This window comes from Mesorhizobium sp. URHB0026 (assembly GCF_054059755.1).
This window is the reverse complement of the sequence record NZ_JBSSCN010000001.1, coordinates 2,818,856-2,838,750: the sequence shown is the minus strand read 5'-3', so window position 1 is coordinate 2,838,750 and position 19,895 is coordinate 2,818,856. Positions and strand designations below refer to the sequence as shown.

The 19,895-nt window shown below is 62.8% G+C and carries 17 protein-coding genes and 4 pseudogenes; 10 read left to right on the top strand and 11 right to left on the bottom strand.

Annotated features, from left to right (window positions below):
- Positions 1–27: 27 nt before the first annotated feature.
- From ACVWWD_RS13910 to ACVWWD_RS13900, 3 genes and pseudogenes are all read left to right on the top strand, one after another.
- Complete coding sequence (locus ACVWWD_RS13910; RefSeq protein WP_023782414.1) at positions 28–660, top strand: class I SAM-dependent methyltransferase; 633 nt, start codon at positions 28–30, stop codon at positions 658–660.
- Positions 661–967: 307 nt separating this feature from the next.
- Positions 968–1,875, top strand: a pseudogene (locus ACVWWD_RS13905) (MBL fold metallo-hydrolase).
- Between the two features lie 11 nt (positions 1,876–1,886).
- A complete protein-coding gene (locus tag ACVWWD_RS13900; protein ID WP_352546783.1) occupies positions 1,887–2,354 on the top strand; it encodes a metallophosphoesterase family protein in 468 nt (155 codons plus the stop codon).
- A gap of 331 nt (positions 2,355–2,685) precedes the next feature.
- On the opposite strand, the gene ACVWWD_RS13895 is transcribed toward ACVWWD_RS13900, so the two are convergent.
- Both ACVWWD_RS13895 and ACVWWD_RS13890 read right to left on the bottom strand, forming a co-directional pair.
- On the bottom strand, positions 2,686–2,847 hold the full coding sequence (locus ACVWWD_RS13895) for a proline racemase family protein (RefSeq protein WP_435052987.1): 162 nt from the start codon (positions 2,845–2,847) through the stop codon (positions 2,686–2,688).
- Between the two features lie 166 nt (positions 2,848–3,013).
- The gene (locus ACVWWD_RS13890) at positions 3,014–3,808 is read right to left on the bottom strand and encodes an SDR family NAD(P)-dependent oxidoreductase (protein ID WP_352546782.1); all 795 of its coding nucleotides are present in this window, start codon (positions 3,806–3,808) and stop codon (positions 3,014–3,016) included.
- 100 nt (positions 3,809–3,908) lie between these two features.
- Between ACVWWD_RS13890 and ACVWWD_RS13885 the strand changes: the two genes are divergently transcribed.
- The 3 genes and pseudogenes from ACVWWD_RS13885 to ACVWWD_RS13875 all read left to right on the top strand — a co-directional run.
- Positions 3,909–4,802: a LysR family transcriptional regulator gene (locus ACVWWD_RS13885; RefSeq protein WP_352546780.1), complete on the top strand. Its 894-nt coding sequence runs from the start codon at positions 3,909–3,911 to the stop codon at positions 4,800–4,802.
- A gap of 70 nt (positions 4,803–4,872) precedes the next feature.
- Positions 4,873–5,334: an IS3 family transposase gene (locus ACVWWD_RS13880; RefSeq protein ID WP_352546779.1), complete on the top strand. Its 462-nt coding sequence runs from the start codon at positions 4,873–4,875 to the stop codon at positions 5,332–5,334.
- Between the two features lie 385 nt (positions 5,335–5,719).
- Positions 5,720–5,869 (top strand): annotated as a pseudogene (locus tag ACVWWD_RS13875) (helix-turn-helix transcriptional regulator); the annotation flags it as partial.
- Positions 5,870–5,904: 35 nt separating this feature from the next.
- On the opposite strand, the gene guaA reads toward ACVWWD_RS13875, so the two are convergent.
- The 5 genes from guaA to ACVWWD_RS13850 form a co-directional block, all read right to left on the bottom strand.
- Positions 5,905–7,467, bottom strand: a complete 1,563-nt coding sequence (gene guaA, locus ACVWWD_RS13870) for a glutamine-hydrolyzing GMP synthase (RefSeq protein WP_023782420.1) — start codon at positions 7,465–7,467, stop codon at positions 5,905–5,907.
- 55 nt (positions 7,468–7,522) lie between these two features.
- Positions 7,523–8,191, bottom strand: coding sequence for a 5'-methylthioadenosine/S-adenosylhomocysteine nucleosidase (locus ACVWWD_RS13865; RefSeq protein ID WP_352546777.1), 669 nt, complete (start codon positions 8,189–8,191; stop codon positions 7,523–7,525).
- A 104-nt stretch (positions 8,192–8,295) separates the two neighbouring features.
- Complete coding sequence (locus ACVWWD_RS13860; protein WP_015316525.1) at positions 8,296–8,754, bottom strand: PaaI family thioesterase; 459 nt, start codon at positions 8,752–8,754, stop codon at positions 8,296–8,298.
- 93 nt (positions 8,755–8,847) lie between these two features.
- Complete coding sequence (locus ACVWWD_RS13855) at positions 8,848–9,300, bottom strand: TspO/MBR family protein (RefSeq protein WP_352546776.1); 453 nt, start codon at positions 9,298–9,300, stop codon at positions 8,848–8,850.
- Positions 9,301–9,373: 73 nt separating this feature from the next.
- Positions 9,374–10,663: an RsmB/NOP family class I SAM-dependent RNA methyltransferase gene (locus ACVWWD_RS13850; RefSeq protein ID WP_352546774.1), complete on the bottom strand. Its 1,290-nt coding sequence runs from the start codon at positions 10,661–10,663 to the stop codon at positions 9,374–9,376.
- Between the two features lie 316 nt (positions 10,664–10,979).
- Between ACVWWD_RS13850 and ACVWWD_RS13845 the strand changes: the two are divergent.
- Positions 10,980–11,657 (top strand): annotated as a pseudogene (locus ACVWWD_RS13845) (MIP family channel protein).
- Positions 11,658–11,725: 68 nt separating this feature from the next.
- Here the strand turns inward: ACVWWD_RS13845 and katG are convergent.
- Positions 11,726–13,936: a catalase/peroxidase HPI gene (gene katG, locus ACVWWD_RS13840; protein ID WP_352546773.1), complete on the bottom strand. Its 2,211-nt coding sequence runs from the start codon at positions 13,934–13,936 to the stop codon at positions 11,726–11,728.
- A gap of 178 nt (positions 13,937–14,114) precedes the next feature.
- Here katG and ACVWWD_RS13835 point away from each other — a divergent pair, with 178 nt between their 5' ends.
- The gene (locus tag ACVWWD_RS13835) at positions 14,115–15,023 is read left to right on the top strand and encodes a hydrogen peroxide-inducible genes activator (RefSeq protein ID WP_023771345.1); all 909 of its coding nucleotides are present in this window, start codon (positions 14,115–14,117) and stop codon (positions 15,021–15,023) included.
- A gap of 19 nt (positions 15,024–15,042) precedes the next feature.
- Here the strand turns inward: ACVWWD_RS13835 and ACVWWD_RS13830 are convergent.
- A pseudogene (locus ACVWWD_RS13830) lies at positions 15,043–15,399 on the bottom strand (ATP-binding cassette domain-containing protein); the annotation flags it as partial.
- A gap of 24 nt (positions 15,400–15,423) precedes the next feature.
- On the opposite strand from ACVWWD_RS13830, the gene ACVWWD_RS13825 reads away from it, so the two are divergent.
- Positions 15,424–15,711 carry a hypothetical protein gene (locus ACVWWD_RS13825; protein WP_352546771.1) on the top strand — a complete coding sequence of 96 codons (288 nt, stop codon included), beginning with the start codon at positions 15,424–15,426 and terminating at the stop codon, positions 15,709–15,711.
- A 16-nt stretch (positions 15,712–15,727) separates the two neighbouring features.
- Here ACVWWD_RS13825 and ACVWWD_RS13820 read toward each other — a convergent pair whose 3' ends face one another.
- A complete protein-coding gene (locus ACVWWD_RS13820) occupies positions 15,728–16,369 on the bottom strand; it encodes a class I SAM-dependent methyltransferase (RefSeq protein WP_023771349.1) in 642 nt (213 codons plus the stop codon).
- 174 nt (positions 16,370–16,543) lie between these two features.
- On the opposite strand from ACVWWD_RS13820, the gene ACVWWD_RS13815 reads away from it, so the two are divergent.
- On the top strand, positions 16,544–18,088 hold the full coding sequence (locus ACVWWD_RS13815; protein WP_457103626.1) for an alpha/beta fold hydrolase: 1,545 nt from the start codon (positions 16,544–16,546) through the stop codon (positions 18,086–18,088).
- A gap of 7 nt (positions 18,089–18,095) precedes the next feature.
- Here ACVWWD_RS13815 and ACVWWD_RS13810 read toward each other — a convergent pair whose 3' ends face one another.
- Positions 18,096–19,868: an AMP-binding protein gene (locus tag ACVWWD_RS13810; protein WP_352546768.1), complete on the bottom strand. Its 1,773-nt coding sequence runs from the start codon at positions 19,866–19,868 to the stop codon at positions 18,096–18,098.
- Between the last annotated feature and the right edge of the window lie 27 nt (positions 19,869–19,895).

The window sequence follows — 19,895 nt, the reverse complement described above, 5'->3', positions numbered from 1 at the left end:
CGAATGCTCAATCGAAAGGAGATCTCTATGTACGACCAATCCAAGCTATCCGAGTTGATCCGGTTCGCACGCGCAGATGCGGGCTTCACCGTCATCGACGTCTACCCGGGCGGCGGCGACTGGACCCGCGTCTTCTCAGACATCGTGGGACCCCAAGGACGTGTCTACAGCTTCGTGCCGGCCGAAGTCGCTAATTTCAAGGACGATCCGGTCGGCCGCATGCGGACGCTCGCGAAGGAGCCGGGCCGAGAGAATGTCGAAGCCGTCTCAACGGACCTTGTGGCGATGCCGGAGGTCACGCAGCCAGCTGACGTTATATGGCTGCATCTGTTCTATCACGATCTCCACACCGCTCTGATTCAGGCCAGGGGCGCGACGGCGGCCGACTTTAATCGAGCCGTCTACGAGCGGCTGAAGCCCGGTGGTTCCTACGTCATCGTGGACCACGCCGCCGCCGTTGGGGCCGGCACGAGCGAGGCACAGTCGCTGCATCGGATCGAGCCTGCATCCGTTCGCGAGGAGGTGGAGGCGGCCGGTTTCGTCCTGGACGCGGAAAGCACCATGCTGGCGAACAAGGACGATCCGCACTCGATCAAGGTGTTCGATCCTTCGATCAAGGGCAAGACCGATCGCTTCGCCTATCGGTTCCTGAGGCCCTGACAGTGAGTGATCCGCCCCGCGCTGGGCTCAGCTCCCGCAACCGTGAAAGCGTTGCCGCTTCCACACGGAGGGGCCTTGGCCGTCCGTTCTCTTGAGCAAAGGTGCGGGCGTAGCGCAGCCCTCTTGAACACGGATCGGAGAGGATTGTGAGGTATCTCACTGCCTATCCGGCGTGATACGCGACACGCGATGCCAAATGCGCTCACGCCCACTCTTTTGTTGCACCAAGCCGGCTACGCGAACGTCTATCAAGGACCGCTCTTTCGCCCGCTTTGAGGTCTCGTTGTCCCCGAGGTAGACTGCTCGCATGACCTTCAGGCTTATCTTCCTCGGGACCTCGGCCAGCGTGCCCTCGGCCGAGCGTAATCACCCGGCGCTGCTCGTTGAAGCCGGCAGTCAACGGGTGCTGGTCGATTGCGGGGAAGGCACCCAGCGTCAGCTTCAGCGCAGCGGCGCCGGATTCAGGCGACTTGATCGCCTGCTCCTCACCCACGCGCATTTCGACCATGTGCTCGGGATTCCAGGTTTGTTCTCGACGCTTCGGCTTCGGCAGAGCGAGAACCATGTGTCCATTCATGGCAGCGCGGACACTCTTGACGTCGTCGCCCGCATGCTCGCTGGCCTTTGGGGTGAGGGACGCGCGCCGATCCCGCTGCAACTCGTGCCGCTTGTCCCCGGACGCGTGTTCGAGGTGGATGAGTTCACCGTCGATTGCTTTCAAGCTGCCATCGCGACTCCGACAGCTATGGCTTCGTCTTCGAGACGCCGGCGCGTCGTCACCTCCGTTCGGAGCGCTTGGTAGCTCTCGGTGTGCCAGACGGTCCGATCCGGAAGGATTTAGCCGAAGGCCGCTCAATTTCTCTCCCCGACGGCCGAACGATTGCTCCCGAAGCAGTCCTCGGAACACCCGAGGCTGGCAAGAAGCTGGTCATTGTAGGCGACACCGAAACCACTGATGGAATGGCCGACAAGGTGAGCGGCGCCGACCTGCTTGTCATCGAAGCCACATTCCTGCAACGAGATGCAACGATGGCGCGCGACTACGGACATCTGACAGCTGCGGAGGCAGCATCGCTGGCAGCGGCCAGCGATGTAAAACAGCTCGTTCTTACGCACATCTCCGGCCGCTATCGCGACGAAGAAATTCTCGCGGAAGCCGTTCAGGCGTTTGCGAACAGCCTTGTCGCAACGGATTTCACCACCCTCACCGTCTAAGTGGCAGAGCCATGACATTCAGAATTGGCGTCATCTCGGACACGCACGGCTTGCTGAGGCCGGAGGCGGCGCGTTGCCTGGCCGGGGTCGACCACATCATTCATGGAGGAGACATCGGTCGCCCCGAGATCATCACGGCGCTTCGCTTTATCGCGCCGGTTACCGCGATCAGAGGAAACGTGGACACCGGTGGCTGGGCGCTGCCATACGCGGAAACCGAGCTCGTACGTCTTGCCGGGCGAGCAATCTACGTGCTTCATGATCTCAAGACGCTGCAGATCGACCCGGTTGCCCAGGGCATCGATTTGATCGTGTCCGGTCACTCGCATGTGCCGAGGATGGAGACAGTGGATGGCGTGCTTTATTTGAATCCGGGCAGCGCTGGCCCACGACGGTTTAAGCTGCCTGTCACCCTTGCGACGGCCGACATTACTCGAGACAGCATAGAGCCTTCGATATTGAGCTTGGCAAGCGGCTGAACCAATTCAGCGCCGACACCACGCCCGCGACTCCGACTGTCTCCTCGATTTTCACAACCACTTGAAATCGCTGTTAAATATTACTAATCGCCGCGCAAATACCGACACCGGATCCGTCAGAAAATTGCGCTTTTGATTTGAAGGAAAATCGCCACAAAAAAAATTTTGAGGTTTTCACCAACTATCGAGACCAATCGGACGATTCTTTGCACAATGCGATGATCGACAGCGCGTCCCAACCGCGTAGAAAAGTACCGATCAATGCTCCAACGGCGGTGCCATCTCGGGGCTCAGGCAACAGAAGGCAGCATAAGGATCGGCACCATCGCCTTCAAATAACGTTCTCAAGCGGCCAGGTGTCGGGAACCCGATTGCCCGTTGGAAACGGATCGGTTGGGTCGAGCATGTCCTGGTGGATACCTGGTATCCACGCGCTTTCTGAAATGACCGGGACGATTCCGGCTCTGCCCCCAACATCGACCTCCGACTCGATCTGACAATCAATTCGGAGCCGATTATCAGCCTGCCTACATCGCTGTTGAATAGGAGATATGCGTACGAAGGCAGGTGCATTTGACCTGGGCCGTGGTCTGCCCCGATAGGGGACGGGTGCCTTGCCCTTCCCGGAGCCGCGTCAAGCGCTGCGCGAAATGGAAGCCTTACGCGATTGTCCGCACGACACCGCCGTCGACACGCAAGGACGTGCCTGTTGTCCCCGACGCCTGTTCCGAGCAGACATAGACGACCAGGTTCGCGACCTCTTCAGTTGTCGTGAAGCGATTGAGGAGTGTTGTCGGGCGCAACGTCTTCAGGAACTGCTGCTCGGCTTCCTCTTGCGTAATGCCCTGCGCCTCCGCGGCCGCCTTCATCCAACCGCTCATGATCTCCGAATTCGTTGGACCAGGGAGAACCGAATTGACGGTGACGCCCGTTCCGCCGACCTCCTCGGCCAGTCCCCTCGCGATGGCGAGCTGAGCGGTCTTGGTCATGGCGTAATCGATCATGTCCTTGGGGATTGCGAGCGCAGACTCGCTGCTGATGAAGACGACACGCCCCCAGCCGCGCTTCGCCATGCCCGACGCATAGTGGCGGGAAGCGCGGACGCCGCTCATGACGTTGAGCTCGAAGAGGCCAATCCACTCCTTGTCGGCAATATCGAAGAACGGCTTCGGGCGCCCCGTGCCCACATTGTTGACGAGGATATCCGCATCCGGCACCCGCGCGAACAACTCGGCCGCGCCTTCCGGGGTGGCAAGATCGGCGACGACACCGACGAATTCGCCTTTCGGGAAAAGCGCGTGCAACTCGCGAAGCGTTGCGGCGACCCTGTCCTCGCGGCGACCGTTGATGACGACCGAGGCGCCCGCACGCGCCAACCCTTCGGCAATGGCTCGGCCAATGCCCGCCGTAGACCCAGTAACAACCGCCTTGCGTCCGGTACTATCGATTTCCATGGCACATTTCCTTTCAAGGGTTGGTAGACGCTTCATTTAAGTCATGTGAAAAACATTGATAATAACGCTGATTTCCATAGGACTGATGCCTTGGGAGAATATGATGGACCGATTTCACGAGTTGAATGCCTTTATCGCGGTGGTCGAATCGGGCGGCTTTTCGGCTGCTGCGCGTCGGACCGGCGAGTCACAGCCCGCAGTCAGCAAGGCAATCGCGGCACTCGAGAAACGCCTCGGCGTGGCGCTGTTCAATCGGAGCACCCGCAGCGTGACCCTGACGGACCAGGGGCAGCGATACTATGACCGGACGAAGCCGCTCGTTGATGAAATCGACGATGCCGATAGCGAACTCACGAGCAGCACGCAGACTGTTTCGGGCCTGATCAGGATCAGCGCGGCCTCCACATTTGGCCGCCTACATATCCTGCCGCTGATACCCGAGTTGTTGTCGCTTTATCCCGGCCTTCAGGTGGATCTCGTTCTTTCGGATTTCGTGCGAGACATGGTGGAAGATCGGATCGACCTGGCGATCAGGGTGGGGCCTGTCGAAGACTCAGACGCGGTTGTCCGCCGGGTGGCGGTCACGCCCCTCGTTTGCGTCGGATCCAGTCGCTATTTCGAGAAGCATGGGATGCCGAAGTCCCCCGCAGACCTGAGTGGGCACAATTGCCTTCTATACGGTGGCCTGACGGAATTGGCGAAATGGCCGTTTACAGGCCAACACGGACGGTTCAGCGTGACCGTTCGCGGCAACTTATCGTCCAACAGCGTCGAAACGATCCGGGCTGGAGTTCTAGCCGGAGTCGGAATCGGCCTCTTCGCCAAGGTCTCGCTCGCCGATGAGCTCAATCATCCTGACGTGATCACGATACTCGACGACTTTCTCGACGACGTCAGAGACATCAGCCTCGTCTGGCCGAAGCGTCGGTTCGTGCCGGCACGCGTACGCCGCGCGACCGACTTCTTTGCAGCAGCCGTCCCGCAGCGTCTCTAGCCTAGGCCGAAGTAACGCCTATCGTCATCGGTGGGGAGGCTTCGCCTGCAGCGCGAACAGTGCAAAGCTGTTGACTGACGCGTTCCAAGCAGCCTTCACACCAGCACCTAGCCAGCACTCGACACGCTATGACCGTTGCTCAAGCTTTCTTCAGCAACGGGCCAAATTCGACGACTTCATTGAGTGCTTCAACAATGAGCGGCGGCACCAGGCGCTCGACATGCACTGCCCGGCCGGGCGCTACACGCCGTCACCACGCCGCTACACTGGCCTGCCTGACCTCGATTACCCGTTTCACGACAAGGCCGTCACCGTCACCACTACGGCCGCATCTGTTTCGACCGAAAGAAGATCAATCTCAGCCTTCTTTGCCGGCCAGACCGTCGGCATCAAACAGGTCGAGGACCATATCTGGCCGGCTTCCTTCATGGATTATGATCTGGAATACTTCGACGATGAGGCATGCAGGCTCGAACCACTCCAAAACCCCTTCGGGCCAAAGTGTTGCCCATGTCTCCGGTATAAACCGTAACCCATGTGTCCGGAACGGACCCGGGGTATCTGACGCATCCGACGGGATTCGAACCTGTGACCTGTGCCTTCGGAGGCAAGGTTCACTCTGTCACAAATTGGAAAATCTTCGACTAAGGTTGTGTCTCCGATAGCAGAAGAACGCCTCTTCGATAGTGGGTCTCGGGATGCAGCGCTCTACCGCTACCAATCCCCGACCGGCGATGGCCCCCCTTTCAATACATCACGAACGAGGCAGTCGATCTTTTATTTCAGTCGAACCATCGGCGTAGGTGGACCTGTCCCTTTCACAGTCGAAACCGCCTTTTGCACGACGTCCGAGCTGAGGCTCTTTTCGCATCGCATACAATCGCCTTTAATTTCGGCTCACAGCTGAGGAGTACGAGATGACAAGGTCGAATGAAGAAGCACTGAAGCGTACAAACCGGAGACACCAGCTTCGCGAAATGGTGCCGTTTGCAGACAGTACGATCTACGAAATGGAACAGCGCGGCGAATTTCCGCGACGCCTCGCTCTAAGCCCGAGATGCGTGGTCTCGCGGCGTCCGTTCAGCGTTTGGGTAGGCCTGAATCACTCCCACTCGATTGTGCCAGGCGGCTTCGACGTGACGTCATACACAACGCGGTTGATGCCGCGGACTTCATTGATGATACGCGTGGCGGCGGCGCCCAGGAAGGCCATGTCGTAGTGGTAGAAGTCAGCCGTCATGCCGTCGACGGAGGTCACGGCGCGTAGCGCACAGACGAATTCGTAGGTCCGGCCGTCGCCCATGACGCCGACAGTCTGCACCGGCAGCAGCACGGCGAAGGCCTGCCAGATAGCGTCATAGAGGCCGGCCTTGCGGATTTCGTCGAGATAGATTGCGTCGGCCTCGCGCAGGATCTCCAGCTTTTCCCGCGTGATGCCGCCCGGGCAGCGGATGGCGAGGCCGGGGCCTGGGAACGGATGGCGTCCGATGAAGCTTTCGGGCAGGCCGAGTTCCTTGCCCAGCGCCCTCACCTCGTCCTTGAACAGTTCGCGCAACGGCTCGACCAGTTGCATGTTCATGCGCTCGGGCAGGCCGCCGACATTGTGGTGCGACTTTATGGTGACCGAGGGGCCGCCGGTGAAGGAGACGCTTTCAATGACGTCGGGATAGAGGGTGCCTTGCGCCAGGAAATCGGCGCCGCCGAGCTTCTTGGCCTCATCCTCGAACACTTCGATGAACAACCGGCCAATGGTCTTGCGCTTCGTTTCCGGGTCGGACTCGCCTTCCAGCTGCGAGATGAACTTGTCCGAGGCATCGACCAGGATCAAAGGCAGATTGTAGTGCTGGCGGAACATCGCCACCACACCAGCGGCCTCGTCCTTGCGCATCAGGCCATGGTCGACGAGGATGCAGGTCAGCTGGTCGCCGACCGCCTCGTGGATCAGAAGGGCAGCCACCGAGGAATCCACGCCGCCCGACAGCGCGCAGATGACCTTGCCTTTGCCGACCTGCTCGCGGATCGCCTCGACCGCGTGCTCGCGATAGGCGCGCATCGTCCAGTCGCCTTCGATGCCGGCGATGTTGTGGACGAAGTTCCTGAGCAGCCTCGCACCATCCGGCGTATGCACCACCTCGGGGTGGAACATGATGCCGTACATCCTGCGCTCGACATTGCCGAAGATGGCGAAGGGCGAGCTTTCCGATTTGCCGAACACCTCGAAGCCCGGCGGCAGGGCGATGACGCGATCGCCATGGCTCATCCACACCTGATGGCGCTGGCCAGTGGCCCAGAGGCCCTCGAACAGCGGACTGTCCTTCTCGATTTCGACAAAGGCGCGACCGAATTCGCGATGGTTGGAGCTTTCAGCGACACCACCCATCTGCACGCACATGGCCATCTGGCCATAGCAGATGCCAAGCACCGGCACGCCGGCATCGAAGACGACCTGTGGCGCGCGCGGGCTGCCGATATCGGAGGTCGAAGCCGGGCCGCCGGACAGGATCACCGCTTTTGGGCTGATGCGCTTGAATGCCGCCTCGGCCGACTGGAACGGCACGATCTCGGAAAACACGCCGGCCTCGCGGATGCGGCGGGCGATGAGCTGCGTAAACTGGCTGCCGAAATCGACAATCAGGACGGTGTCGGTGTGATTGGCTGTCGTCATGGCGAGCCTTTAGAGAAAGAAACGAGTCAGTGCAATGGGTTGCGTCGCCTGACTCTCAGAGCGGTGTCGCCTCGTCACGAGGTGAATCCTGCCGGAGCAAGCCCGAACCGATCGCCTGTTCGAGCCGCATGACGGCGTCGGCCAGTTTTTCATCGATGACGTGCAGATATTCGGTCCAGTCGCCGACGTGCCTGAGATCAGCCGCGCCGTCGGAAATGCCGCGGAGCCCGATGAGCGGGATGTCGAAAAGCTGACAGGCGCGCAAGCAGGCGAAGGTCTCCATGTCGACCATGTCGGCGGCGATCGGGTCATACGCCGCGCCGGTAATGACGGCGCCGCCGGTCGACAGTGTCGCCTCCCTGATTTCGGGAATACGCAACGGCAACGGTACGATCACCGGGAGGTCGAGAAACGGCGTCGCGCCTTTTTCGAAGCCCAGCGGCGAGGCATCGATGTCGCGATAGCTCACCGAGACGGCCTGGTAGATTTCGGTCTGTTCCAGGGTCCGGCTACCAGCGGAGCCGAGCGATACCACCAGATCGGGCAATGCCTTGTCCGATTTCAACCAGGAGAGTTCGGCGCCCAGCCGCACGCCGGCCTCGACCGGGCCCACGCCCGTCATCAGCGGCGTGAACAGCCGCTGCAGGTGCGGGCCATACTCGGCCTGCGCCGCCATGACGAAGAGGACATCCTTGCCGCCGATGCGCACGACGTTGCCAGTCATGGCGATCCTCCTGCTTGCGTTAGATTATGACCAACGGCCTGGCCTCTGCCCGCGGCAGCCCCGTGCGACCGCCACGATGAATTCGCCTGCGGCGAACCGGCCACTCACCCAGCGATACCATCGCGGCCTAGCACCGTCATCATCGTCCCGGTCATGGTGGCGATCAGCTTAGCCTCGCCGTCTGCGGCGAAGGCATAGGCCTGGCCGTCGGCAACGATGATGGTGCGGCCCGGTTTGGTCACCGAACCGCGGAACAGAAAACGCTCACCCCGGCCCGGCGCCAGAAGGTTGACCTTGAATTCGATGGTCAGCACGCCGGAATTCTCCGGCATGAGCGAGAACGCCGCATAGCCGCAAGCCGAGTCCAGCGCCGTCGAAATGACGCCGGCATGTAGGAACCCATGCTGCTGGGTCAGCGCCGCCGAATAGGGCATCTCGATCTCGATGATGCCGGGGGTCACCAATGTCAGTTCGGCGCCGATCGTCGCCATCGCCTGCTGGCGTGCGAAGGACGCCCTGACGCGATCCTCATAGTCCGGAGCCGGTACGATCTTTGCTGCCATCGCCGTTGCCTTCACGTTTGCCGGGAAAGCTTATCGCAGAGGCATGAGCGGCAGGCAAATGCTTTTGCTGCACTGCAGCAAACCGCACACCAGCTAGTTCAACCAAAGAAGCGAGGCGTTGAGCAAGGTGGCGAACGCCACCCATGCCGCGTAGGGCACGAAAAGCCAGCAGGCGAGCCGATCGCGGGTCCAGACGCTGGCGATAAACAACACGATGACGGCTAAAAGAAGCATGATGATGACCAGAGCAGTCCCCATCATTTTTGCGCCGAAGAAGGTTGGCGACCACAGGAAATTCAGGACGAGCTGAGCGCCCCAGATCTTCATCCCGGTGCCGGCCGGGTCCCGCGACCATGTTCGCCAGCCGGCCACGGCGATCAGCACATAGAGCAGTGTCCAGGCAGGCGCGAAAACCCAGTTGGGCGGATTGAACGAAGGCTTGGCTAGCGATGCATACCAGGCACCTGGCAAGGTGGCGAAACCGATCAGCAGGCCTCCGCCCAGCACCAGGACGAGGAACAGCAGAAGCGACAGATATCTTTGCAAACATTCACCCTGTGGCGGCGCAACGCCGCTCATCCGCATTTGGGGGCGCTGCGGGCAGCTGTCAACGGCAGCGTCAGTTGGCCCGGCGCATGGCGCAAAAATAGAATCCGTCTGTGCCGCTCAGCGCCGGCGAGAGCGAAATGCCGCCCCGGGCCCCGATTCGCATCGCGGCGGTGTGGCCCGGAAAACGGCTGTCCCAGAGCTGGCGATGATCGACCGAGGCAAAGCCGCCGTGTCGCTTTAGAAACGCGGCGACCTGTTCGCCGTTCTCCTCGTCGAACACGGAGCAGGTTACGTAGACCAGCAGGCCACCGGGTTTGACGTAGGTTCTGGCGGCATCGAGGATCGTCGCCTGCTCGCCCTTGCGGGCGTCAAGCTGTCTCTGCGTCAGCCGCCATTTGGCGTCGGGACGCCGCCGCCAGGTGCCGCTGCCGGTGCAGGGCGCGTCGACCAACACGATGTCCATATGGCCGGCCAGCGGGGCAAGCTCGGCCGGCTTGGTGGCGACCTGCACATTGCGGTTTTCCGAGCGGCGAATGCGGTCGAAGATTGGCGCCAGGCGCGCCTTTTCGGCATCGTGAGCGAAGATCTGACCGTGATTGTCCATCGCCGCCGACAGCGCCAGCGTCTTGCCTCCGGCGCCGGCGCAGAAATCGAGCACCTGCATGCCTGCCGTCGCGCCGGCAAGCGCCGCCGCAATTTGCGACCCCTCGTCCTGGACCTCGAACCAGCCCTTCTGAAAGGCCGGCTCGGCTTGCACATTCGGGTGCCGGCCGTCGCCGTCGATCGGCGGGATGCGGATGCCGTTGGGTGCCATTCGCGCGGCACTGGCACCGGTCTGCGCGAGTTCGGCCAACACTTTGGCGCGATCGGCCTGCAGCGTGTTGACCCGGATGTCTAGCGGCGGACGTGTGGCGAGCGCCGCGCCCTCCTCGACCCATGTGTCGCCAAAGGCCCGCTGGAAAAGCGGTTCGCACCAATCTTGTATGTCGGCGCGAACAGCGGGCGGCGCGTCGGCAAGCCGGCGCTCCGCGATTGCCTTGAGTTCCGTGGCGTCCAGTAGCGGCGGCGCGAACTTGTCACCTTCGAGCGCTGCGTTGAGCGACTGCGCCGTCTGGCTCCATTCGAGCAGCAGCGCCCCGAAGCCGATGGAACGCGGCGTGTCTTCGCCCAGCAACCAACCGGCGGAGCGCTTGTGGCGCAGGGCGTCGTAGACGATGTTGCCGATCGCGGCGCGATCCCCACCGCCGGCGAAGCGATGGGACAGGCCCCAATCCTTCAGCGCGTCGGCCACCGGCCGGTGACGCCGACCAATGTCCTCCAGCACTTCAATGGCCGCAGCCAGCCGTCCGCCCAGTCGCATTCGTCATTCCATCAATCGATCACATTATCCCGATCTGCTCTTAGAGCCTTTCACGTCCGGATTGAACCCCGCCCGGTCTCGCCGCCAGCGCAAGCTGGCAGTGGTCGGCGAAACCTGTCCGACGGTAAATCTTCGCGGCGGTTAGCAGCAGTTAGACTAGTAGATGAAAGATCTCTAATGTTCTCAACCGACGGCCGCAAGGATGGCGAGTGGCGCCAGAGCTCTGCTTTCCAAGTTTTTCGGTTGGGAATACTCTTCCCGCCATGATTCGCGGCGCGGAAAACGTGGACCGGCGGATCGTCACGAGGAGAGGGCAATGAAGACTTATCTGGCGGAAGTTCTAGGCACATTTCTGTTGGTGTTCATCGGTACGGCGTCCGTGGTGACGGGCGGCTTCGGCGGCGCGCTGCCGCTTGGCCAGGAAGGCATCGGTCTGGCATTCGGCATTGGCCTCATCGCGGCGGCCTATGCGATCGGCCCGATTTCCGGCGCGCATCTCAATCCGGCGGTGACGCTCGGCGTGTTTCCTCGCCGGCCGGCTGCCGGCCAAGGATGTCATCCCCTATTAGATCGCGCAGATCATCGGCGCCATCATCGCCTCGCTGGCGTTGTGGATCATCGTTTCCGGCCAAACCGGCGGCCATACCGGCGGCTTCGGCGCCAATGGCTGGGACGAGACGAAATGGGGGATGAGCTCGGCGTTCCTATGGGAACTGATCGGCACCTTCACCTCCGTCACGGTGATCCTTGGCGTTACCGCTGAAAGCACTCGACGGCGTTTGCCGGCTTGGTCATCGGCCTGACGCTAGCGGGCATTCACTTCGCCATGATCCCGGTCACCGGTACCTCGGTCAATCCAGCGCGCTCGATCGGCCCGGCGCTGTTTACCGGCGGTGCCGCACTCAGCCAACTCTGGTTGTTCATCGTGGCACCGCTGATCGGGGGCGCCATTGCCGGCGTCATCGCCAAGGCGCGCGTGTTCGAGAAGGATTGATTCCAAGGCCTGAATGCAAAAGGCGCAGGCCACGGCCCGCGCCTTTTTCGTAGGTTCTGAAGCTCGGGTTAGGCCGCGATATCAAACCTGTCGGCGTTCATCACCTTGGTCCATGCCGCAACGAAGTCCCGGGCGAATTTCTGCCCGGCGTCCGCCGATCCGTAGACCTCGGCCAATGCCCGCAGCTGCGCATGCGAACCGAAGATAAGGTCGGCACGGGTGCCGGTCCACCTGACTGCCTTGGTTTTGCGGTCGCGCGCTTCGTACACTTCTTCCGAACCCGGCTCGGACCCGGCGGCCGGATCCCAGACCGTGCTCATGCTGAGCAGGTTGGCGAAGAAGTCGTTGGTCAGCGTACCCGGCCTGTCGGTGAACACGCCGTGCCTTGAGTGCCCGGTGTTGGCGCCAAGCACCCGCAGGCCGCCGACAAGCACGGTCAGTTCCGGCGCCGTCAGGCCCAGCAACTGCGCGCGGTCCACCAGCATGGCTTCAACCGACATGGGCTGCTTGCCCCCGACATAGTTGCGGAAGCCGTCGACTTTCGGCTCGAGCGCGGCAAAGGAGTGGACGTCCGTCTGCTCCTGCGATGCATCCATGCGGCCGGGCGTGAACGGCACCTTCACGACGTTGCCGCCATCCTTCGCGGCCTTCTCGACCGCGGCGACACCGCCGAGCACGATCAGGTCGGCCAACGAGACCTTCTTGTCGCCGGTTTGCGCGGTGTTGAACTCCGTCTGGATGCCTTCGAGCCTTGCAAGCACCTTCGACAGTTCGGCCGGCTGGTTGACTTCCCAGTCCTTCTGCGGCGCCAACCGGATGCGTGCGCCATTGGCGCCGCCGCGCTTGTCGGAGTTGCGGAATGTCGAAGCCGAGGCCCAGGCGGTCGAGACCAGTTCGGAAACCGACAGGCCGGAGGCCAGGATCTTGGCCTTCAGCGATGCGATGTCCTGCTCGCTGACCAGTTCATGGTCGAGCGCCGGGATCGGGTCCTGCCAGATCAGCTCTTCCTTGGGCACCAACGGGCCGAGATAGCGCACCACCGGACCCATGTCGCGATGGGTCAGCTTGAACCAGGCGCGGGCGAAGGCATCGGCGAACTGATCCGGATGTTCATGGAAACGCCGCGAGACCTTCTCATAGGCGGGGTCGGCCCGCAGCGCGAGGTCGGTGGTCAGCATGGCCGGCGCGTGATGCTTCGAGGGGTCGTGCGCATCCGGCACCGTGCCGGCACCAGCACCACCCTTCGGCGTCCACTGATGGGCGCCCGCGGGGCTCTTCGTCAGCTCCCATTCGAAATTGAACAGATTGTCGAAGAAGTTGTTGCTCCACTTGGTCGGCGTCGTGGTCCACGTGACTTCGAGACCCGAGGTGATGGCGTCGCCGGCAATGCCTGACGCATGTTTGCTCGACCAGCCGAGGCCCTGCGCCTCGATGCCGGCACCTTCCGGCTCCGCGCCCACCAGCGAGGCATCGCCGGCGCCATGGGTCTTGCCGAAAGTGTGGCCGCCGGCGATCAGCGCGACGGTTTCTTCGTCGTTCATCGCCATGCGCGCGAAGGTTTCCCGGATATCACGGGCCGAGGCCAGCGGATCGGGCTTGCCGTTCGGCCCTTCCGGATTGACATATATCAGGCCCATCTGCACGGCGCCGAGATGGCCGCGAAGCTCACGGTCGCCCGAGTAGCGCTCGTCGCCGAGCCACTTGGTTTCCGAACCCCAGTCCACGTCCTGCTCGGGCTCCCAGACGTCGGCGCGGCCGCCGGCGAAGCCGAAGGTCTTGAAGCCCATCGATTCCAGCGCGACGTTGCCGGTGAGGATCAACAGGTCGGCCCAGGAAATCTTGCGGCCATATTTCTGCTTGACCGGCCAGAGCAGGCGGCGCGCCTTGTCGAGATTGGCGTTGTCAGGCCAGCTGTTGAGCGGCGCGAAACGCTGCTGGCCCGCTCCGGCACCGCCGCGGCCGTCGCCGATGCGGTAGGTGCCGGCGCTGTGCCATGCCATGCGGATGAACAGCGGCCCGTAATGGCCGAAGTCGGCGGGCCACCAATCCTGCGAATCCGTCATCACTTGGTGCAGGTGCTTGATGACCGCATCGAGATCGAGGCTGGCGAATTCCTTGGCATAGTCGAAGTCCTCGCCCATCGGGTCCGACAGGTTCGACTGCTGATGGAGAACGCCGAGGTCAAGCTGGTTCGGCCACCAGTCACGGTTGGTCCGGCCGGCGGATTCATGCGCGACAGGGCATTTGCCCGCGCTGCTGTCGTCGGTTTTCGCGTCCATCTCTCACTCCAATTTTGCCGAGGTTTTATTGCCGAGTTTGATTTTTTGCCGAGATTTTGGGGGCGGCCAGCGGCCCGCGCCAATCTGGAGCCATTCCAGCCTAGGCCACGACGATGATAAAAACAAATTGTCTTTCCTGTTTATTTCGATAGGATTTTCTTATCATGGTCTTGACCTTATGATCGGATTGACAGTTCGCCAGATGCATTATTTCGACGCGCTGGCGCAGACGCTGCATTTCGGGCGTGCGGCGAAACTTGCCGGCGTCAGCCAGCCGGCGCTTTCCTCCCAGATCGCCGAAATGGAGCAACGGCTGAACTGCCGGCTGTTCGAACGCGGCGGCAAGTCGGTGCGCATGACGGACGAAGCGATCGCCCTGTTGCCGCGTATCGAGCGCATCCTGGCTGACATACGTGACGTGGAAACGACGGCCAGGCGCGGCCGCACGGCCATGGAGGGACGCTTCCGGCTGGGCATCATCCCGACTATCGCGCCCTATCTTCTGCCGCGCGCCTTGCCCGAACTGAAGAAGCATTTCCCGGCCTTACTGCTCGAGCTGCGCGAGGCGGTAACCACCTCCCTGGTCGAGGACACCGCATCGCGAAAACTCGACGCCTTCATCGCCGCGCTTCCGCTCGACCATCCAGGACTGATCACCGAGGCGCTCTTTCCCGACCGGTTCTTCCTGGCCGTGCCGTCGGACGATCCGGCCTTTGCCTCGCCGCCGGTTCCACCCGAGAGCCCAGCGCTGGAAAGACTGATGCTGCTGGAAGAAGGCCATTGCCTGCGCGAACAGGCGCTGGCCGTCTGCGGCAATGTGCGGCCGGTGGCGATGGCAAGCTATGGCGCCACCAGCCTGACCACGCTCCTGCAGATGGTGGCGCACGGGCTCGGCGTCACGCTCATCCCCGAAATGGCGACTGGCCCCGCCGGCACCATCCCCGACCTCAAAATCGTGCCGTTCCAGGAGCCGATGCCGCAGCGCATGATCTGCCTAGCCTGGCGAAGCAACAATGCGCGGCACGGCGAATGCGTCGAGCTAGCCAAGATTATTCGGGGACTAGGCCCGGTGCTGTTGCCGGCCTGAGAGGTTGCCCTAACGCTCGTTACAGCACCCGCGACAGGAACTCGCGGGTGCGCGGCGACGCCGGGTTGGCGATCATCTCGCGCGGCGCGCCGCCTTCGACGATCACGCCGCCGTCCATGAACGCGAGTTGGTCCGATTTCGCGGGCAAAGCCGACCTCGTGGGTAACGACAACCATCGTCATGCCGCTCACGGCAAGGTCGCGCATGACCTGCAGGACTCGGCCGACCAGTTCCGGATCGAGCGCCGAAGTCGGCTCGTCGAAGAGCAGCACCTTGGGCATCATCGCCATGGCGCGCGCGATCGCGACACGCTGCTGCTGGCCCCGAACAATTCGCGGGGATAGCGGTCGACCTTGTCGGCCAAGCCGACACGCCGTTCAGTCCCCTGCTCGACCTCGCCGTGCGCGACTGGTCACGAACTTCGAAAAAGCTGGCGCGGGAGGTCAACCTGCACATCGAACTCCTGATCCGCTCCTTCCGCGCCATGGGTTATCCGGAGGACGAAAGCCTGGTCAGGGCCCGCATCACCTATTTCCACCAGATCGGGCTATGTGCGCTGTCCTTCAAGGAGGACCCGGCGGTGCGCCGCAGCTACCAGCCACTGTTCGGCGAGGTGCTGCTGGGGCCGCTGGTGCAGGAGCCGGGTTCGGCGCCACGGCCGGCGGAAATTCGGCGCGGACGGCGTTAGCGGACGACCTGTCCAGTCAACCCGCTAGGGGTATCGCAATGCCGGCATGGTGACTTCCCAACTGCCAGAAGGGTAGCTGGAACCGCTCGCGCTGCGCTTCGACGGTTTGAAAGCCCGCCGTCCGGATCAGGTGCAATGGATCGCGATTGAGGTGGCAACCCCCGGCGAGCCGGCCCCATATCAGGTTCAGACGCTCTTGCCACCGGCGGCAACGCGGCCCTTCGGCCTGGCCGTGTTCGATGAAGATCAGCCGGCCCGTGGGCTTGAGGATGCGCCGGATCTCGGTCAGCGCCGCCTCGGGGTCCGGAATGGTGCAGAAGGCATAGGTGACGACCACCGTGTCGGCGAAGCTGTCGGCCAAGGGCAGCCTTTCACCACTGGCCCGGATGCAGTCGACATCGAATGGCATGGAACGGCTCTTCGGTTCGGCAAGGCCCAGCATCGTGCCATCGGGATCGACGCCGACCAGCCGCTTCACCCTGGCGGCGTCGTAATAGGGAAGGTTCAGGCCGGAGCCGAAACCGACTTCGACGACGACGCCCCCCGCCCGCGGGATCAGACGCCTTCGCATGTCCGTGAAAGCGTGGGCCGAACAGCCGGCGTGGACGAGGTAGGGAGCAATGCAGCGCGCGTACCAGGAGAGACAGGATTGGCACATGTCTCAGCCTCCTTGCCGTGTGTTGGCGGTACCGACAGGGCGGGTGAGAGTATTGACCAGTGACATTTCTCGCTCCAAGGGAGTCTCATGATCGGGCCCGATCGGCCCGATGCCGTGGGAATGGATAGAAGGCCGGCGTCCCCTCAACGTCCCTGCATGGCCGTGGTCGGATCGATGGAGCGATTGGAATTCCGATTTCTGGGTTTTCCGGAGTTCCGCTTGAACGGCCGGCGGGTGGAACTCGCCCTGCGCAAGGCGGCAGCCCTCCTCATCTATCTCGCCGAGGCCAGCGGGCCGGTGGCGCGCGAGGTCGCCGCCACGTTATTATGGCCAGAAGCCGACGAGCAGGCCACACGCGCCCGCCTTCGACGTACGCTGTACAAAATCCGCATCGCGTTCGGCAGCGAGATCATCGTCGCCACAGGCGTCTCGCTAAGCCTGCACCCGGCGTTGTCCGCCGAGATCGACACCAGGATTTTCGAGCAGGCCTGCAACTCCGGCGCACTCGACAAGGCAGCCGAGATCCACAAAGACGATTATCTCGCCGGCTTCTCGCTGCCGGACTGTCCGCAATTCGAGGAATGGGTCTTCTTTCGGCGAGAGACGTTGCGCGGCCGCCTGGTGCAGGCGCTGGAGCGGCTGGTCGACGCCAAGATGGCCAACGGCCAGCCTCGCGGCGCGGTCGTTCACGCGACACGGCTGGCAGCACTCGACCCCTTGAGCGAAAGCGCGCACCGACATCTGACCCGTGCCCATCTGGCGGCCGGGGACAGGGCGGCGGCCGAGCGGCAGATCGGCACGTGCATCCGGCTCTTGCGGGACGAACTCGGTGTAGCGCCGGACCCCGCCACGCTTGCCATGCTGAGCCGGCCAACTCAGGACGCCGCCCTGGATGTGCCCAGGACGCGCTATGTCGCGGTGGGCGGCATCCACATCGCGTACCAGGTCCTTGGCAGCGGCCCGACGGACATCGTGCTTGTTCCCGGCTTCATTTCGCATGTCGAGCGTATCTGGGAAGACCCGGGTTGCCGCGCCTGGCTGACCGCGGTTTCGCGCCTGGGTCGCCTGATCCTCTTCGACCGGCGCGGCATGGGGCTTTCCGACCGAGCCGGTGCCCGCCCCACGGTCGAGGCGACGGCGCAGGATATTCTGGCGGTCATGAACGCGGCCGGCAGCCGCCGGGCCTTGCTGGTCGGCGCGTCGGAGGGTGGGCCAGGCTGTATCCGTTTTGCGGTCCAGCATCCCGATCGGCTGACGGGCCTTGTCTTGTGGGGCTCGCTCGCGAAGGGCAGCCGCGCACCTGACTATCCCCACGCCTTGACCGTCGCGCAGTATGATCTGTGGAAGCAACGCCTGCTGGCGGGCTGGGGTGGCCCGGCGGAAATCGAAACCTTCGCCCCGAGCCTCGCTGGCGACCGTCAGGCGAGGACCTGGTGGGCCGGATTGCTCAGGGCAGCCTCCAGTCCCGGCGCGCTCGCGGGGCTGCTCGAGGCGTTGCGGGACGCCGATGTCCGTCACCTCCTGGAAAAAGTCTCCGCCCCGACGATGATCCTCCACCGTTCCGGCGACCGCGCCGTGCGCATCGAGGCCGGGCGGTTCCTCGCGTCCAGGATTCCGGGCGCGCGGTTCATCGAGGTCGACGGCGACGACCACTGGTTCTGGGCCGGCGACCGACAGGCGCTGCTCGACGCTATCGGCGAGCTTGTGCGACACGGTTGATCCGGCCTCACGCCGTCTTCTGCGCCACCAGCCCGAGTTCCTCGACCATCGCCTGACGCATCAGGAATTTCTGCGGTTTGCCGGTCACCGTCATCGGCAATTCCGTGCGGAAGCGAATGTGGCGCGGGACCTTGTAATGGGCGATCTGGCCTGCGCAGAAGGCCTTGATCTCCTGCTCGGTGGCGATCTGGCTCGGCTTCAAGACGATCCAGGCGCACAGCTCCTCCCCATATTTGGCGTCCGGGATGCCGAAGACCTGCACTTCCCGCACCTTGGGATGGCGGTAGAGGAATTCCTCGACCTCTCTGGGATAGACGTTCTCACCGCCGCGAATGACCATGTCCTTGACGCGGCCGACAATGTTGCAATAGCCCTCGGCATCGATGGTGGCGAGGTCGCCGGTGTGCATCCAGCCATCGCTATCGATCGCCTCGCGGGTCTTTTCGTCGTCGTCCCAATAGCCCTTCATCACCGAATAGCCGCGCGTACAAAGCTCGCCCGGCGCGCCGACCGCAACGGTGGCGCCGCCGGCGTCGATCGCCTTGACCTCGACATGCGGGTGGATGCGCCCGACAGTCGAGACACGCTTTTCCAGCGGATCGTCGGTGCTGCTCTGGAACGAGACCGGACTGGTCTCGGTCATGCCGTAGGCGATGGTCACTTCAGCCATGTGCATGAGCGACACCACCTTCTTCATCACCTCGACAGGGCATGGCGAACCGGCCATGATGCCCGTGCGTAGGCTGGAGAGATCGAAGGTCGGGAAATCCGGATGGTCGAGCATGCCGACGAACATGGTCGGCACGCCGTAGAGGCCGGTGCAGCGCTCCCGCGCGATCGCCTTCAGCGTCAGGCCCGAATCGAACCCCTCGCAGGGGAAAACCATGGTCGCACCCTTCGACACACAGCCCATCGTGCCCATCGACATGCCGAAGCAGTGATAGAGCGGCACCGGGATGCAGAGCCGGTCGTCAACAGTGAGCTTGATGGCCGAGGTGACGAAATTGCCGTTGTTGACGATGTTGAGATGGGTGAGCGTCGCGCCCTTGGGTGCGCCTGTCGTGCCTGAGGTGAACTGGATGTTGATTGCATCGCCCGGCTTCAGCCCTTCCGAGATGCGGTCGAGGCTATCATGCTCGTCGCGACCGGCCATGGCCAGCACGTCGCCGAAATTGAACATGCCTGGCGAGTTCTCTTCGCCCATACGGATGACGATCCTGAGCGCCGGCAATTTCACGGCCTTCAGCTTGCCGGGTGTCGCCGTGGCGATCTCCGGCGCCAGAGTCTCGATCATGCCGAGATAGTCCGATGTCTTGAAGCTCGCCGCCGTCACCAGTGCCTTGCAGCCAACCTTGTTCAGGGCATATTCCAGCTCGGTCAGCCGGTAGGCCGGATTGATGTTGACCAGGATCAGGCCAATGCGGGCGGTGGCGAACTGCGTCACCAGCCATTCCCAGCGGTTGGGCGCCCAGATGCCGATCCGGTCACTCTTCTGGAGGCCGAGCGCCAAGAAGCCGGCGGCCAGCGCATCCACCGTGTCCGACAATTCGCTCCACGTGAAGCGCTTGTCCTGGCCCACGAACACAGCGGCATCGAGCGTGCCGTATTTGCTGACGGTGTCGGAGAAATGCTCAGGAATGGTCTTGTCGAGCAACGGCACTTTGCGATCGCCCGAGACATGCGCCCTGCCATCGACCGGTGCAATAAAAACGCTGCCGGCGCGCGCGCCGCGTCCGCGCAGATTGGTGGCATTCTTGAGTTCGTCGAGATTGACCGGCATCGCTGGCTCCTCCGAAGACTGGCCGAA